Origin of the sequence: Exiguobacterium sp. s183, from assembly GCF_018617655.1 — a bacterium.
Taxonomy (GTDB): domain Bacteria; phylum Bacillota; class Bacilli; order Exiguobacteriales; family Exiguobacteriaceae; genus Exiguobacterium; species Exiguobacterium aestuarii_A.
Map to the genome: position 1 here is coordinate 1 of NZ_JACSKN010000004.1, position 17,435 is coordinate 17,435.

Below are 17,435 nucleotides of genomic sequence, written 5' to 3' on the forward strand. Positions count from 1 at the left end.
CCCGATTTCTCGTGGTTATCCCAGACCTATGGGCAGGTTCTTTACGTGTTACTCACCCGTCCGCCGCTCATTCCGCCGTCGTCCCCCCGAAGGGTTCAGACGGTTTCCTGCGCTCGACTTGCATGTATTAGGCACGCCGCCAGCGTTCGTCCTGAGCCAGGATCAAACTCTCCAAAGAATTTGATATAGCTCTTAAATTGACGAAGCTTGCGCTTCATTCAAAAATTGTAAAACTTATTTTTGCCTCATCGTTCAGTTTTCAAAGTTCGTCTGCCGCTCTTAGCGACTCATTTATAATAGCATCTGACTTTATATTCGTCAACTATAAAAATAAAGTTTTTTAAAAAAGAATAAATAAAGACGATTCCTATCATTTTTGATGAGAGGAATCGCCAGTCTCTTCTTATTGAAATGATACAATTTTCACTTCAGCCAAACGTGATAAATCATATTCAGTCTCATCCGTATCTTCTATAACAATAGGTCGCTCAATACGATTCGTATAGGCGTGAATCTTTCCCCGCACTCCGCTACTCAATAAAACGGTTCGACCGATTTCATAAAATCCGAGCAACGTAGCGAGAAGCGACAAGGCCTCCTCGTCATAGGCTTTATTCTGCCACATATAGAAGTATGCTTCTTCTGGCGAAAGTGGTTTTCGAAACGTTCGAGGTGCGGTTAACTGACAGAATCGATCAGCGACAATAAATAGAGGAGACGCGGGATTCAACTCCCGCTCGGTTAGACGTTTTGGAAAACCGGATCCATCTAGACGTTCGTGATGCTCTGTGATCAATTGATAGACACGCCCTCGTAGCGTTTGGGTACTTGGAAGCATCGCTGCCGAGACGAGTGGGTGTTGGTATAGTAGCTCCCGTTCCATTTTTGTGAAATAACGCATATGAGACCATTTTCGAATTTTAGCGTAACTTGCATCAGCGAAATAAGAAGCAATTCCGTAATCAAATTGAAGTTGGTGCTCATCCCCTCGATATTTCGATAAGGCGCGTGCGACGAGTGCTCGATAAATCGCATGGTAGATGACATGGTTTTTTCGCAAAGGTTGATGTGTAAAAAAATGAACGACTGCTGAAAGCGGGAGTTCCTGACGAAATAGTTGATGAATGAATTCTAAACCTTCATAAGGATTCGGGGCGATTCGCTCTTCCCACTGATTATAATGTTTCTCATATTGTAGAACCTGTTCGCAAAGAAGCTTTTCTTCTATAGAAGTGAAGATGAATTGTTCAACAGGTGCAACATCAATTGCTTCAATCTTTAAGAAACGGAGCAAACGTAGATGTTCATTTGTTAAATGAATTCCTGCCTCTAAGGAAGAAACGGGTGACAATAACGTCATACCAACATGTACAGCGAATAAGTTCAAACGCACGCGAATCCCTCCTATATATGAAAAAGGTCGAACGTAAACACCGTTCGACCTCTCGTCTTACTCATTCACATCAGACGATTCGTCGGCTTCAGGTGCTTCTACCTCAAACCCATTCTCCAAATCGACTGCTGATTCCTCTTCTAACTCATCTTTTTTCAATTTTGCGATAGTCGCTAGACGATCGCCATCTTCAATGTTCATCACTTTCACACCACGTGTGCTTCGACCCATCTGAGAGATGGTTTGCGAATCGATTCGAATCGCAACGCCGTGCTCAGTCATCAACATGATATCATCATCTTCATCAACGACACGCATACCCACGACTGTTCCACGATCTGTCTTAATTCCAATGATTCCGGAACCGCCACGACCTTGTGTACGGAACTGCTCCATAGCCGTACGTTTCCCGAATCCTTTTTCAGTGATAATCAAGACGTCTTGCGTTGTGCGAACGATTTCCATTGAGACGACCAAATCATCGTCTTTCTTCAAACGAATTGCACGAACACCACGTGCCGTACGTCCCATCGATCGAACTTCTCCTTCGAGAGGGAAACGAATCGACATTCCTTGGCGAGTGACAATCAACATTTCATCATCGCTCTTCGCAAGGCGGACGGTGACGAGCTCATCTGTTTCATTCAAGCTGATGGCCCGAAGACCGTTTTTGTTGATTCGAGCGTATGCCGAGAGTGGTGAACGCTTAATCAAACCTTCTTTTGTAATGAAGACAAGAGACAATTGCTCATCTGCCACTTCTTCTTCCGATTCATTCTGCGCATCTTCTGCCACCGTTTGGTTTGCCAGGTAACTGTTGAAATCGACAGGAATCATCGTTTCAACTTTTTCACCTTTATCAATTTGAAGCAAGTTAATGATTGGCATTCCTTTTGCGGTACGACTCATCTCAGGAATTTCATATCCTTTAAGACGGAAGACACGACCGAAGTTCGTAAAGAAGAGAATCGTATCGTGTGTCGATGCTGATAGCAAACGAAGTACGAAGTCTTCATCGTTCGTTCCCATACCTTGTTTCCCACGTCCACCCCGACGCTGTGCGCGGTATGAATCGGATGGGATTGACTTGATGTAACCTTCGCTCGTTAACGTGATCATCATGTCACGAACCGGGATTAAATCTTCGTCCTCAAGTTCAACGATGTCTGTACGAATCACCGTACGACGTGCATCACCATACCGCTCTTTGATTTCAAGCAACTCGTTACGAATGATGTCGAGAAGCAACTCCTCATCACCAAGAATCGCACGAAGTTCCTCGATCAACGCTTTCACTTCACGGTATTCGCCTTCGATTTTCTCGCGCTCCAAACCAGTCAATCGTTGGAGACGCATATCTAAAATCGCTTGCGTTTGCTCAGTAGAAAGTCCAAAGCGAGCAATCAACTTCTCACGTGCCTCGTCACCAGTACGTGTACTACGAATGATGGCGATGACTTCATCCAAGTGATCAAGGGCAACACGAAGTCCTTCTAAGATGTGGGCACGTGCTTCCGCTTTATCCAAATCGAATTGCGTACGACGACGTACGACTTCTTTTTGGTGTTCGATGTAGTAATAGATTGCTTGTTTGATGTTCAACGTTTTCGGGCGGCCACCTACGAGGGCAAGCATGTTCACTCCGAACGTCGTCTGCATCGGCGTTTGCTTATACAAGTTGTTCAAGATGACACTCGCATTCGCATCCCGACGAACTTCGATGACGACCCGCATTCCATTACGGTCGGATTCATCACGCAAGTCTGTGATTCCTTCGATTTTTTTATCACGTACCAAATCGGCAATTTTCTCAACGAGACGTGCTTTGTTGACTTGATATGGGATTTCATGAACGAGGATCCGTTCACGACCGTTTTTCAACGTTTCGATTTCGGCTTTCGCACGCATCGTAATCGATCCACGTCCCGTTTCATAGGCACGACGAATCCCACTACGTCCCAAAATCTCTCCCGCTGTCGGGAAGTCAGGGCCTGGGATGTGTTGCATCAATTCAGCAATCGTGATGTCCGGGTTATGAGTAAGAGCCAACACCCCATCGATGACTTCATTCAAGTTATGCGGAGGAACGTTCGTTGCCATCCCGACCGCGATCCCGCTCGTTCCGTTGACAAGGAAGTTCGGGAAACGCGCCGGAAGAACGACCGGCTCTTTCTCTTCACCATCGAAGTTTGGTTGGTAATCGATTGTGTTTTTGCCAATGTCTCGTACGAGTTCCATCGCAATCTTAGACATACGTGCCTCGGTATAACGCATCGCAGCGGCCGAGTCGCCATCGACTGAACCGAAGTTCCCGTGACCGTCGACTAGTTCGTAACGATAACTGAAATCTTGAGCCATACGAACCATCGTTTCGTAGACGGCAGAGTCACCGTGTGGGTGATACTTACCGATCACGTCCCCGACGACACGCGCCGATTTCTTATGTGGCTTGTCCGCACGAATTCCGAGCTCGTTCATCGCATACAAAATACGACGGTGAACCGGCTTCAAACCATCTCGCACGTCCGGAAGGGCACGTGATACGATGACGCTCATCGCATAGTCCATGAATGACGTTCGCATCTCTTGGCTAATATTTATATCCTTGATATTTTCTTGTTCTGCCATTCGTTATTGCCTACCCTTCTTATTAAATATCGAGGTTCTTCACGTAATGGGCGTGAGATTGAATAAAGTCACGGCGTGGTTCGACGTTGTCACCCATGAGCGTTTCAAAAATCTCATCTGCTTCAATCGCATCTTGAAGATCGACGCGAAGCATCGAACGCGTTTCCGGGTTCATCGTCGTATTCCATAACTGTTCAGGATCCATCTCCCCAAGACCTTTGTAACGTTGAACGCTATAACGTGCATTTTCAGGAAGTTGTGCAAGTGTAGCTTGTAGCTCTCGCTCGTTTTGAACATAGATCGTTTCTTTACCGTGTTTCACACCATAGAGCGGTGGTTGCGCGATATAGACGTATCCACTTTCCACGAGTGGTCGCATGTAACGATAGAAGAACGTCAATAACAGCGTACGAATGTGCGCTCCATCGACATCGGCATCGGTCATGATGATCAGTTTATGGTAACGCGCTTTTGATAAATCAAACTCATCCGCAATTCCTGTTCCGAGAGCCGTGATAATGGTCCGGACTTCTTGGTTGGCTAAAATCTTATCAAGACGTGCTTTCTCGACGTTGATGATTTTCCCTCGAATCGGCAAGATTGCTTGGAAGTGACGGTCACGACCAGATTTCGCCGAACCACCCGCTGAGTCACCCTCAACGATGTATAGTTCAGATTTCGAAGCGTCTTTCGACGAACAGTCAGCCAATTTCCCTGGTAATGAACTGACTTCGAGAATACCTTTACGACGTGTCATCTCACGTGCGCGTTTCGCAGCAAGACGTGCGCGTGCTGCCATCAATCCTTTGTCGACAATAAGACGACCGACTGATGGATTCTCGAGCAAGAATTGTTCGAACGTGTCACTGAATAACGTATCTGTCGCCGTACGAGCATCGGCATTTCCAAGTTTCGTCTTCGTCTGTCCTTCAAACTGAGGTGCCGGGTGTTTGACGGAAACGATCGCCGTCAATCCTTCACGGACATCATCCCCGGAGAGACTTCCGTCGGCCTCTTTCATCAATCCGAATCGCTTCGCATAATCATTGATTGAACGTGTGAGTGCTGTCTTAAATCCAGTCTCGTGCGTCCCACCTTCATGTGTCGGGATGTTGTTCGTGAATGAGTAGATGTTACTTGCGAAACCTTCGTTGTACTGAAGGGCAATCTCTACCTCGATTCCATCTTTCGTTCCGTGCACATACACAGGCTCTTCATGAATCGATGCCTTCGAACGGTTCAAGTGCTCGACGTAAGACTTAATTCCGCCCTCGTAGTGATAATTACGTTCAATCGTCTCATCGCTACGATCATCTTTTGCGACAATCCGTAGCCCTTTGTTTAAGAAAGCGAGCTCGCGAAGACGTGTTGCTAGCAAATCAAAATCATACTCGAGCGTTTCTTGGAAGATATCGCCGTCCGGGAAGAAGCGGACAGTCGTTCCTGTCGTATCTGTCGTTCCGACGATTTCAAGTTCGCCTTGTGGCACGCCACGTTTGAACGATTGATAATACACGTTGCCGTCGCGACGGACGAACACTTCAAGTTTTGTCGATAGTGCGTTGACAACCGACGCCCCTACACCGTGAAGACCACCTGAAACTTTGTATCCGCCACCGCCGAATTTACCGCCGGCGTGCAATACCGTGAAAATAACTTCAACGGCAGGTCGACCTGTTTTCTTTTGAACGTCTACTGGAATCCCACGTCCGTTATCTTCGACAACGATGGAGTTTCCTGGCTCAACCGTCACTGTGATCGTGTCACAATAACCTGCAAGCGCCTCATCGATTGAGTTATCGACAATCTCCCATACTAAGTGGTGGAGACCGCGAGAGCTTGTGGAACCGATATACATCCCTGGACGTTTACGTACAGCCTCTAAGCCTTCAAGAACTTGAATCTGATCGGCGCCATACGCTTGTAATTCTTTTTCGTTTTCATTACTCATCGGTTATTTTCACCTACTATACATGATTTGGTGTTCCTTCTTACCACGATTACACGGATTCTGTTTCGACTTCGCCTTGTTTCACGTGAAACACTTTGGCTTGTTGAATGGTTTCATGCGCGATTCCATCAATGTTTGTTGTCGTCAAAATCGTTTGTACTTTCCGTCCCATCGTATCGAGTAGATGGGTTTGGCGATGATCGTCAAGTTCAGATAACACATCGTCTAATAACAAAAGAGGATATTCGCCCACTTCTTCATGAATCAATTCAATTTCAGCTAGCTTCAATGACAAGGCCGCCGTTCGTTGCTGACCTTGTGAACCGAACGTTTGAACGTTTCGACCGTTTACGTACAATTCAAAATCGTCACGATGCGGACCAAATAAGGTCACACCTCTTCTTCGTTCGTTCTCTCTTATTTTATCAAACTTTTGGCGATACGTTTCAAACATCTGTTCTTTTGAGAAACGTTCTTTTTGGAACGTGTCAGAAACGTATTGAATCGTCAGTGTCTCTAACTCACGTGTGATCCCAGAATGAATCGGATTGGCCCATTTTTCGAGTTGATCGATGAAATGATAGCGTCTCATCACAATCTTCACGGCGAGTTCAATCAATTGGTCCGTCAATACTTCGAGTAACGTCTCGTCCCCACCCTTTGTGGATAACTGCTTCAACAAGGCATTTCTCTGTTTTAACGTCTTCAAATATTGATTGAGCTCATGTAAGTACACGGGACTGACCTGACCGATTTCCATATCTAAAAATCGCCGTCTCCCTTGTGGACTGCCTTTGACGATGGCTAAGTCTTCAGGGGCGAACAAGACGACGTTAAATGCGCCGACATAGTCACTGAGACGACGTTGTTCTAAATGATTGAGCTTTGCTTTTTTTCCTTTAGGAGAAAATGAAAGACTCTGCACGGATTCGCCGGTGCGTTTATGAATCCGTCCTTCGATACTTGCGGCATCAGCTTCCCAACCGATCAATTCTCGGTCTTGTGTCGTCCGATGCGATTTTGCGAGCGCAAGTACGTAAATCGATTCGAGAAGATTCGTTTTTCCTTGGGCATTCTCACCAATTAGAACATTCGTCTGTTCTGAGAAATCTAGCTCGAGGGTTTCGTAGTTGCGGTAATTTTGCAATCGGATCGACTTTAAATGCACGTCAGTTTCCCTCGATTTGATATTCCCCGAAGCCTTCGACCTCGATTGTATCTCCATCTCTCAATTTGCGACCACGGCGTTGGTCCTGCTCACCGTTCACTTTGATCATGACATCTTCTAAAAAGAACTTTGCTTGTCCCCCGCTTGAGATGATATCTGCTAATTTTAAAAATTGTCCGAGCGTTACATACTCGGTTGTAATCGACACTTTTTCCATGTCGTCACTTCCTTTCTCACATGCTGATCTGAAAAAATCGCCATACATATTAGTTTATCGAAAATCGTCGAATAAGGCAAAAAGAGGGATGACAAGGTCAGACACCTCATCATCCCTATCCGCTGCTTACGATGTGCGGACTGGTAAAATCAGTTGAAGAACGCTATCTTGCTCAACCGGTCGTAGAATGAACGGTCTCATCGAACCCGTGAACTGGATTTCGATTTCAGATGCATCGAGCGCACGAAGCGCATCCATTACAAATTTAGAGTTGAAGGAAATTTTCAATTCTTCCCCTTCAAGCGATAAGATGCTGACACGCTCAGACACTTTACCGACTTCAGGTGAATGTGAAGATACTTCGACTGCTGTCGTATCTTCCGCGACAAATTTAATCACGTTGTTCCGGTCAGCACGTGCTAAGAGTGACGCACGGTCGATGGCTTGTAAGAATTCTTTCGCATTCATACGTACTGCTGTACGATATTCTTCCGGAATGAGGCGTGACGTGTCTGGGTACGCCCCGTCTAACAAACGCGAGAAGAATGAGATATTTTTCATGCGGAACAAGATCTGCTGGTCTGTCAGTACGATTTCAATCGGCAACTCTTCACGATCGAGCAATTTAGCAAGTTCGTTGAGCGAACGACCAGGGACGACGACATTTTGGAACGTCAAGTCGTTATCTGTCTCAAAACGAGCACGACGGAGCGCCAAGCGGTGGCTGTCTGTCGCTACACATGTGAGGAAGCCTTTCTCAGCAGAGAAGTTGACCCCTGTTAAAACTGGGCGTGTCTCTTGTGAGGAAACAGCGAAACTTGTCTGACGGATGATGGTTTTTAAAAGATCCGCTGGTAGATAGAAACGACGGTCGCTCGCAAGTTCTGGCAGGCGAGGATATTCGTCAGGGTCGAGACCGTTTAAATGGAATTCTGCCTGGCCAGACTCAATTCGTGTCATGAAGTTTGGTGACACTTCGAGTGTGACTTCGTTTGTCGGCAATTTCTTCACGATTTCTCCTAAGAAGCGCGCGTTTAATACGACACTTCCGGCACGTTGAATTTGAATGAGTTCGATCCCACCTTCTTCGATTGGGATCAAACGTTCAATCGAAATTTCAGTGTCACTTCCTGTCAGTGTTAAACCGTCCGCATGAGCTTCAAGCTTTAAGCCTGTCAAAATTGGAATAGTCGTTCGTGAAGCCACAGCTTTTGATACATCTTGTACGGCTTGCATGAATACATCTCGTTGAATCGTTAAATGCATGTGGATAATTCCTCCTAAGGTGAAATGAGTCATTTACTAATGATAATAATAGTATTATTTAAGTCATAATAGTAATAAGGGCTGTGGATACTGGGGATAAGTCCCCTGAAGCATACGTATAAAGCCATTTCGCCTGTGAATAACTTGTGGATAACTAAGGTGGTTTATCCACAGGATATCCACAGAGAATCCCTCATCAGTTAGACAGTGCTTTTTTCAACGTTTGAATCGTCTCTTGCATTTCCACATCGTTTTTCAGAAGCGTGCTAATTTTCTCATGTGCATGAATCACAGTCGTATGATCACGCCCTCCAAACTCTTCCCCGATTTTCGGTAATGAACTCTCCGTCATCTCACGAGATAAGTACATCGCGATTTGACGTGGGAATGCCAACGTTTTTGTGCGTTTTTTCGAGTTCAACTCTTCTACTTGAATGTTGAAGTGTTGACCGACTATTTCTTGAATATCACGAATGACGATCTTCTTCGCTTCCTGGACCGGCATGATGTTATGAAGCGCTTCTGCTGCTACGTCTGGGTCAATCGGTCGCCCAACTAGTTTTGCGTAAGCGACAACGCGTGTCAACGCCCCTTCTAGTTCACGAATGTTCGTATCGATTTGATTCGCAATATAAAGCATGACCTCGTTTGAGATATCGAGACCTTCAGCAGTCGCCTTTTTACGGAGAATCGCAATTCGTGTCTCGAGGTCAGGTGGTGTGATATCCGTAATGAGTCCCCATTCGAAACGCGAACGTAGGCGATCTTCTAACGTCGGAATTTCTTTTGGTGGTCGGTCGCTTGAAATGACGATTTGTTTCTGATCATTGTGTAGCGCATTGAAAGTGTGGAAAAACTCTTCCTGCGTTTGTTCTTTTCCTGCTAAGAACTGAATATCATCAATCAGCAACACATCGATGTTCCGATAGCGATTACGGAACTCGCCTGTTTTATTGTCTCGAATGGAGTTGATGAATTCATTCGTAAACTTTTCAGAAGAGACATACGCAATCCGAGCTCCTGGTTTTTGTCCTTTTACGTAATGACCAATCGCATGCATCAAATGCGTTTTCCCGAGTCCGACTCCCCCGTAAATGAATAGCGGGTTATATGCACGGGCTGGCGCTTCAGCAACAGCGAGTGATGCGGCGTGGGCAAATCGGTTCCCCGATCCGATGACAAACGTCTCGAAGATATATTTGTCATTCAGCTGTCCGAGATCCCCTTCCTCTTTTGAAGGTAATGGTAAAGGCTGTTCCCTTGTTTCCGTCACGGCAATGGATTCTTGTGACGATCCATCCGCTGGAGCATACTTGTGTGCTTGAGATTCTTCAATAAAATGAATTTCGAGCTTATTGTTTGTGATTTCTTCGACCGTATCTTGTAAAAGTGACAAGTACTGTCGCTCTAACCACGTAACGATAAAACTGGCCGGCGCCGACACAACGAGTGTCGTTCCCATCAGTGATATCCCTTCGGTTGATTTCAACCACATGTCAAAACTAGCTTTTGGAGTTCGTTCCTCTTCTTCAATCACAGATAAAACGTTTCTCCAAATCTCGCGAGCATTCTTCAATGAAAGACCTCCTTTACTCACATGTTTGGTAAAACTTATTCACACGATATACACATACACTATTCTATAGTAGAAACTAGGGTTATCCCCAGAGAACAAAAACTGTGGATAAAGTTATCCACATGGTGTTCATTATGGGGATAACACTTATCCACAGCCTGTGTATATCTCGGAATCACGAATTGTTCATCCACAAGTTTGTGCACATTCAGTTTAGCAAAATAAAATAGACGTGGCAATGCTTTTCGGTATTTATCCACAGACAAAGAAAAGTATCCACACCCACTTATCCACACGCTGTGTGTTTTGTGGATAAACTGTGGATATGTTGTGGATAAAGGTGTTTGGATAGAAAGGTCACTGAAAAAGTTATGCACAAAAGAGGAGGAAGTGAATTGAGAGAAAGTTTTTGTAAAAGAAGAAAATGAAAAAATAAAGAATTTAGACATGAAAAAAGAAGAGTTATTCACATATAAATGTGGATAACTTCGTGAATATGTGGATAAAATGGCTCAACATCGCTATTTATAAAGACCGTTTAAGAAATACGTTAAGGTTTCGTGTCAATCTGGTCCTATATAAGTCGTTCTAGACAAAGTTAAACAATCTCCAATGACACCTCTCGATCACGTAATCTCCCCGATTCGAAAACCGTTCGAAAATACATTGACAATTGTTGATTCGATTTATATAATCTTAAAGACTGCCTTAAATGAAACTATAACTTGCTAATAGAGCGTTAATCTTGAGGAGGTGCTGTAACCATGAAACCAACTTTCAACCCTAACAACCGTAAGCGTAAGAAAGTTCACGGATTCCGTGCACGCATGGCGACTAAAAACGGTCGCAACATTCTTGCTGCTCGTCGTCGTAAAGGCCGTAAAGCCTTGACTGTATAATTTCGAATGAAGATTGCCCGGGGATCCTTTCCTCGGGCAATTTTTTAGTTTGTCACAGAAACGTAGTATTTCATGGATTCTCCCTCGTTCAAATGATGCGGATATGATATGATGTTAGTTGACGATTTTTGAAGCGAAGGATGGAGTGAGAATTTTGAAAAAAGAATACCGCCTGCAAAAGAATGAAGAGTTCCAAGCGGTGTTTCGCGAAGGACGCTCCGTGGCCAATCGTCAGTTTGTCGTCTACACGCTCAAAGCGGATCAAACGCATTTCAGAGTGGGTCTTTCTGTCAGCAAAAAGCTTGGAAATGCTGTAGAACGAAACCGCATGAAACGATTGATGCGTGAGTCGCTTCGCTTGCTTGAACCGAACGTTGCGCCGAATGATTATGTGATCATCGCCCGGAAGCCTGCGACCGCATTGACGCAGTCGGAAGTGACCGAGAGTTTGAAACACGTATTCAAACGAGCGAAGGTTTGGCAAAAACAAAGCCGGTGACCATGACAATCTGAATTTGTTCTCTCATATAAAGAGTCTTATAAGATTGCCCGATCGACGTGTGCGTTAAAAAAGAATTGATAAAGAAAGCGTAGGAGGAACTATGAGCAAAAAGCTAAAATTAGGATTACTCGCTGCCATGACTGCGGTCATTATGCTGATGGCAGGCTGTGTGGATCCGTCTACCATCCAAGCCGAACCAATCACGGCTGACACAGAAGGTTTCTGGGCGAAGTACTTTGTATGGCCGCTCGCATGGCTCTTGAAGGAAGTTGCTTACTTAGTCGGTGGATCGTGGCAATACGGGATTTCAATCATCATCGCGACAATCATTGTTCGTTTGTTGATTCTCCCGCTCATGATCAAGCAGACGAAGAGTATGGGTGCGATGCAAGTCTTGCAACCGGAAATGTTGAAGCTTCGTGAGAAGTACAGCTCGAAAGACCAAGAAACGCAACGTAAACTTCAAGAAGAGATGATGAAGCTTTATCAGGAGTATCAAATCAACCCGCTCGCAGGGTGTTTGCCAATCTTGATTCAAATGCCGATTCTCTTCGCGTTCTATGATGCGATTCGTCGCACACCTGAGATTTTCGAAGCGAACTTCTTATGGTTCGACCTCGGTGCTCCAGACCCAACGTTCATCTTGCCGATTTTAGCGGCGATCTTGACGTTCGTCCAACAAAAAATCTCAATGGCGGGTCAAGAACAGAACCCACAATTGAAGATGATGCTTTATATCTTCCCGGTCATGATTTTCATCATGTCGATCAACCTTCCAGCCGCGCTCTCATTGTACTGGGTAGTCGGTTATATCATCTCAATCATCGTCACGATGGCCATCATGCTTCCGATGCGTGAGAAGATGAAGGTTGCAGCAGAAGCGAAAATCGCTGCGAAAGAAGCAGAGCGTGCAGCGCTTGCTGAAGAAGAGAAGAAAAGCAAAAAGAAAAAACGTAAATAATCGTTAGGCTGGGTGTCTTCTGACACTCAGCTTTTTTTGTGGGATTGTATGTTGAGAAGACGGGAATAATGAAAGAAACGGGTAAATGGAGGTGTGGAAACATGGAGGCATTTATTCATCGTGTAGAACGTTCGACGTTATGGCAAGCCATCCTTTACTTTGTGCTCGGTGTTCTTATTCTACTGTACCCTCGATTTTTCTTTGATGTCATGGTGTACGTGATTGCCGGATACTTGGCGATCATGGGCATATGGATGATCTTTCAGGGAGTTCGCAGACGACAAGGCGGATTACCGCCGGCTTTCTTTATGGGTCTCATCTATTTGATTTTGGCAGCGGTCGTCTTTTTCTTCGCCGAGACGCTGGCTAGTCTACTCCCGATTTTAATCGGGGCGCTGTTTTTATTTGGAGGAATCATTCGCCTCATTCAGGCGCTCGGTTACCGTCAATCGATGGCAGGGCGATGGCTCTGGTTTTTGATTGGCAGTCTACTGTGGATTGGTGTCGGGATTCTCATGCTGACGAATCCGTTCAGTAGCCTACTTGTCCTATTCCAGCTTTTCGGTGGAATCCTCATCGCCATTGCAATTCTAGAATTGTTCCTCTATTTCACGATTCGTTCGACGAAACGACAAGCACGTTACTAAAAAACAAACCGTCCTCTTTCAAGGGCGGTTTGTTTCTCGTTGAAGCAACTGTTCCATAAACGATCCGAACACATTGTAGCCGGATAAGGATTGGAAGAAAGGGTGTTCTTCTTTAAGTCGCTCGATATAGAGTCGGGCGGCTTTTTCATGATGCGTTGGAGTCAATTGATTATAAATTGGATGTAGGTCGATTTCTTGTCGCTGCGTCATATCCTTTAAACCGAGGGAAGCCCGATCCGGTGTATGGTGAGCGGCTAACACATATGCAAAATGGACCATTCCTTGACGAAGCATTTCGGCTGCCCAAATGTCGTTACCGCGATTTCTTGATTTCGTATATTGGAAAAAGAACCAAACGGTGTCGAAGGCATGGTCACTTGTCGTCTTTTCCTCAATCTGTAACGAGCTTTCATGCGCTATCAGGAGATGATGCGGATCGTAGAGAATCTGCATTGAGTCCTGATGGTTCAAGGTGTCTTTAGTGACGGTGAATAAGTCCATGTGAAGAAAATCGTCGAATACGACGATGAGTTGTGGGGCGACAATGAAGATGTCGTCTTTCAACAGAACAGGTCGATACGCACGAAGGTGATCGAGTCGTCTTGATAGAAACGATTCTTCTTGATCGGGGTGCACCATGACATAGAGGTCGATATCTGAATACTCATCGGCTTCTCCCCTGCCGAAAGAGCCTTTCAAAAAAATTGCTTGAACTGCCTCATCCTGTTTTAATCGTTCCGTAATAAGTTGAATCGCTTCCTGTTGCTTCATGTTCATCCCTCTCCTCTCTGTCAATATATTCCTTTATTGTACGAAAATAATGATAGGAACTGCAATGACTTCATCGGCGGGTGAACTCTTTCGTTCAAGTCGAATATCGTGTATAGTAGGTTCGTTATGCATATGATAGAAGAAGATGGTTTAGGTTTGGAGGGAGAAAGATGCTAGAGTTTGACACGATTACAGCGATTTCGACGCCGATGGGTGAAGGTGCCATTGGAATCGTCCGATTATCAGGCGATTTGGCGGTCGAAACGGTGAACAATGTGTTTTCTGGAAAAGACTTAACAACGGTCGATTCACATACCATTCATTATGGAACATTAAAACGTCCTGATACGGGCGAAGTCGTAGATGAAGTCATGGTCAGTATCATGCGAGCACCAAAGACGTTTACACGAGAAGACGTCGTCGAAATCAATTGTCACGGAGGTGTCGTGGCGGTCAATCGTGTGCTAGAACTCATTCTCGACCAACCCGACATCCGCTTAGCAGAACCGGGCGAGTTCACGAAACGCGCCTTTTTAAATGGCCGCATCGATTTATCACAGGCCGAAGCGGTCATGGACTTGATTCGTGCGAAAACGGATCGGGCGATGAACGTGGCCATGTCTCAAATGGAAGGACGTTTGTCGCGACTCGTTCGCGAATTGCGTCAACAACTGCTTGAGACGATTGCGGCAGTCGAGGTCAATATTGACTATCCGGAGTATGACGCCGAAGAGATGACACAAGCGATCGTCGAAGAGAAGGCCGGCGAAGTCAAACGAATCTTGGAGCAATTGCTCGAGACGGCGCGACAAGGGAAAATCTTACGCGAAGGTTTGGCGACGGCGATCATCGGGCGACCGAACGTCGGAAAATCCTCACTCATGAATACGCTCGTGCAGGAGACGAAAGCGATTGTCACTGAGATTGCGGGGACGACACGTGACACGATCGAGGAATATGTCAACGTGAAAGGTGTTCCGCTCAAGTTGGTGGACACTGCCGGTATTCGCGAGACAGAGGATATCGTTGAACGCATCGGCGTGGAAAAATCGAGGAAGGCGTTAGAAGCGGCGGACTTGGTCCTTCTCGTCTTAAACGGACATGAGGGGCTGACTGTCGAAGATGAGGCGTTGTTTGAGGCCGTCAAAGGGATGAATGCCATCATCATCATCAACAAGACAGACTTGCCACAAAACATGGATTCTTCTAAGCTAGAGAAACTAGCGGCAGGCCGTCCAATCGTGGCGACGTCGCTCTTACTAGATGAGGGGATCGATGCACTTGAAGCGGCGATTGCGAACCTCTTCTTTGCAAAAGGCGTCGAATCGCAAGATATGACATATATCTCAAACGCTCGACACATTCAGTTAATTAAACGAACGATTGGTCAAATTGATGAGGCGCTCGGTAGTGCTGTCATGAATATGCCAATCGATATGGTCCAAATCGATTTACGTCGGGCGTGGGATACGCTCGGTGAAATCAATGGAGATACCGTTCAAGAGAGCTTGATCGATCAGCTCTTTTCACAGTTTTGTCTTGGGAAATAATAAGGAGGAACAAATATGGCTTATACGGCAGGCGAATATGACGTAATCGTCATCGGGGCCGGACACGCAGGGATTGAAGCGGCACTCGCATCGGCTCGGATGGGTGCCAAAACAGCGATGCTGACGATGAACCCTGATATGGTCGGGTTCATGTATTGCAACCCGTCGATCGGCGGACCGGCGAAAGGGATCGTCGTACGTGAAATCGATGCACTCGGTGGAGAAATGGGTCGTGCGATTGATGCGACATACATCCAAATGAAGATGCTCAACACGTCGAAAGGTCCAGCGGTACGTGCGCTACGTGCACAGGCGGACAAATTCCAATATCAAAATCACATGAAGAAAGTGCTAGAAGACGAGCCGAATCTATTGCTTCGTCAGGCACTTGTTGAACGATTGCTCATCGAAGACGGGGAAGTGCGTGGCGTGGTAACGAACACGGGTTCAGAATATCGCGCGAAAGCAGTCATCGTCACGACGGGAACGTTCATGCGTGGTCAAATCATCATCGGTGAATTGGCATACGAAAGTGGTCCAAACAACCAAATGCCATCAGTCGAGCTTTCAAAACATTTAGAAGAACTCGGCCTCGATTTAGTACGATTCAAAACAGGGACACCGCCACGAATCGATGGGAAAACGATCGATTACTCGAAGACTGAGATTCAGCCTGGAGACGAGAATCCATCATTCTTCTCGTACACGTCGACTGACTTGAATCCAATTGAACAAATCCCATGCTGGCTCACGTATACGAGTGAACGTACGCATCAATTGATTGATGAGAACTTACACCGTTCACCAATGTATTCGGGTGCAATCAAAGGAACAGGACCACGTTACTGTCCATCGATTGAAGATAAAGTCGTCCGTTTCAATGACAAGCCGCGTCACCAGATCTTCTTAGAACCAGAAGGTCGCGACACGGAAGAAGTATACGTTCAAGGTTTCTCGACGAGTATGCCAGAAGACGTTCAACATCAGATGCTTCGGACGATTCCAGGTCTTGAAAAGTCAGAAATGATGCGTCCAGGTTATGCGATTGAGTACGATGCGGTCGTACCGACGCAACTTTGGCCGACTCTTGAAACAAAGGCAGTTCCAGGACTCTTTACAGCGGGACAAATCAACGGGACGAGCGGCTACGAAGAAGCAGCCGGACAAGGAATCATGGCGGGAATCAACGCCGCATGCAAAGTGCTCGGTAAAGACCCGGTCATCCTTGATCGCTCTCAAGCATATATCGGTGTCTTAATCGATGACTTGGTGACGAAAGGAACGAACGAACCCTATCGTCTCCTCACATCGCGTGCTGAGTATCGCCTCTTGTTGCGTCATGACAATGCAGATTTACGTCTCAGCGACATCGGGCATGAGATCGGCTTACTTTCAGAAGAACGCCATGCACATCTCAATGAGAAGCGTGAAGCGATTGAAAAAGAAGTGAAGCGACTCGCATCACTTGTCGTCAAACCGACGCCTGAAGTGAACGCGATGCTTGAATCGGTCGGTGCACAACCGCTGAAAGAAGCGACACATGCCAACATTTTGTTGAAGCGTCCAGAAGTGACGTATGAGGCGCTCATGACGGCCGTGCCATCTGCGGACGAGTTATCGTTCGAAGTGAAAGAACAAGTCGAGATTCAAGTGAAGTATGAAGGTTATATCTCAAAACAACTCGAACAAGTCGAGAAGATGCGTCGCATGGAAGCAAAACGAATCCCAGAAAACTTGGATTACGATGCAATCGGCGGTCTTGCGACAGAAGCGAAACAAAAATTAAAACAAGTTCGTCCACTTTCGATCGGACAAGCATCACGAATCTCAGGTGTAAACCCTGCAGACGTGTCAATCTTGCTCGTCTATATCGAACAAGGACAATATGCGACGGTGGAGTGAAACG

The 17,435-nt window shown here is 45.9% G+C and carries 14 protein-coding genes and 1 rRNA gene; 6 read left to right on the forward strand and 9 right to left on the reverse strand.

Annotated elements, in window-relative coordinates:
• The 8 genes from KNP62_RS10160 to dnaA form a co-directional block, all read right to left on the reverse strand.
• Positions 1–178 (reverse strand): 16S ribosomal RNA (locus KNP62_RS10160); the annotation flags it as partial.
• Between the two features lie 225 nt (positions 179–403).
• Entirely contained in the window at positions 404–1,393 is a 990-nt protein-coding gene (locus tag KNP62_RS10165) for an HD-GYP domain-containing protein (protein WP_214785432.1), read from the reverse strand.
• A 57-nt stretch (positions 1,394–1,450) separates the two neighbouring features.
• Complete coding sequence (gene gyrA / locus KNP62_RS10170) at positions 1,451–4,021, reverse strand: DNA gyrase subunit A (RefSeq protein ID WP_214696483.1); 2,571 nt, start codon at positions 4,019–4,021, stop codon at positions 1,451–1,453.
• Positions 4,022–4,043: 22 nt separating this feature from the next.
• A complete protein-coding gene (gyrB, locus tag KNP62_RS10175; protein WP_214696486.1) occupies positions 4,044–5,972 on the reverse strand; it encodes a DNA topoisomerase (ATP-hydrolyzing) subunit B in 1,929 nt (642 codons plus the stop codon).
• A 49-nt stretch (positions 5,973–6,021) separates the two neighbouring features.
• The gene (gene recF / locus KNP62_RS10180; protein ID WP_214785433.1) at positions 6,022–7,140 is read right to left on the reverse strand and encodes a DNA replication/repair protein RecF; all 1,119 of its coding nucleotides are present in this window, start codon (positions 7,138–7,140) and stop codon (positions 6,022–6,024) included.
• A 1-nt stretch (position 7,141) separates the two neighbouring features.
• Positions 7,142–7,357, reverse strand: coding sequence for a S4 domain-containing protein YaaA (gene yaaA / locus KNP62_RS10185; RefSeq protein ID WP_015880213.1), 216 nt, complete (start codon positions 7,355–7,357; stop codon positions 7,142–7,144).
• A gap of 126 nt (positions 7,358–7,483) precedes the next feature.
• Positions 7,484–8,623: a DNA polymerase III subunit beta gene (gene dnaN, locus KNP62_RS10190; RefSeq protein ID WP_026824743.1), complete on the reverse strand. Its 1,140-nt coding sequence runs from the start codon at positions 8,621–8,623 to the stop codon at positions 7,484–7,486.
• A 196-nt stretch (positions 8,624–8,819) separates the two neighbouring features.
• On the reverse strand, positions 8,820–10,199 hold the full coding sequence (gene dnaA / locus KNP62_RS10195; protein ID WP_214749500.1) for a chromosomal replication initiator protein DnaA: 1,380 nt from the start codon (positions 10,197–10,199) through the stop codon (positions 8,820–8,822).
• Between the two features lie 764 nt (positions 10,200–10,963).
• On the opposite strand from dnaA, the gene rpmH reads away from it, so the two are divergent.
• The 4 genes from rpmH to KNP62_RS10215 all read left to right on the forward strand — a co-directional run bounded on the left by rpmH (position 10,964) and on the right by KNP62_RS10215 (position 13,208).
• On the forward strand, positions 10,964–11,098 hold the full coding sequence (gene rpmH, locus KNP62_RS10200; protein WP_015880216.1) for a 50S ribosomal protein L34: 135 nt from the start codon (positions 10,964–10,966) through the stop codon (positions 11,096–11,098).
• A gap of 154 nt (positions 11,099–11,252) precedes the next feature.
• Positions 11,253–11,597, forward strand: coding sequence for a ribonuclease P protein component (rnpA, locus tag KNP62_RS10205; RefSeq protein WP_147537828.1), 345 nt, complete (start codon positions 11,253–11,255; stop codon positions 11,595–11,597).
• Between the two features lie 103 nt (positions 11,598–11,700).
• Positions 11,701–12,561 carry a membrane protein insertase YidC gene (gene yidC, locus KNP62_RS10210; protein ID WP_214785434.1) on the forward strand — a complete coding sequence of 287 codons (861 nt, stop codon included), beginning with the start codon at positions 11,701–11,703 and terminating at the stop codon, positions 12,559–12,561.
• Positions 12,562–12,662: 101 nt separating this feature from the next.
• A complete protein-coding gene (locus tag KNP62_RS10215; RefSeq protein ID WP_214761215.1) occupies positions 12,663–13,208 on the forward strand; it encodes an HdeD family acid-resistance protein in 546 nt (181 codons plus the stop codon).
• A gap of 18 nt (positions 13,209–13,226) precedes the next feature.
• Here KNP62_RS10215 and KNP62_RS10220 read toward each other — a convergent pair whose 3' ends face one another.
• Entirely contained in the window at positions 13,227–13,979 is a 753-nt protein-coding gene (locus KNP62_RS10220; protein WP_214785435.1) for a nucleotidyltransferase domain-containing protein, read from the reverse strand.
• Positions 13,980–14,149: 170 nt separating this feature from the next.
• Here KNP62_RS10220 and mnmE point away from each other — a divergent pair, with 170 nt between their 5' ends.
• Positions 14,150–15,529, forward strand: coding sequence for a tRNA uridine-5-carboxymethylaminomethyl(34) synthesis GTPase MnmE (gene mnmE, locus KNP62_RS10225; RefSeq protein ID WP_214749515.1), 1,380 nt, complete (start codon positions 14,150–14,152; stop codon positions 15,527–15,529).
• A gap of 15 nt (positions 15,530–15,544) precedes the next feature.
• Positions 15,545–17,431 (forward strand): tRNA uridine-5-carboxymethylaminomethyl(34) synthesis enzyme MnmG, encoded by a 1,887-nt coding sequence (gene mnmG, locus KNP62_RS10230; protein WP_214785436.1) that lies wholly within the window; start codon positions 15,545–15,547, stop codon positions 17,429–17,431.
• Positions 17,432–17,435: the final 4 nt, after the last annotated feature.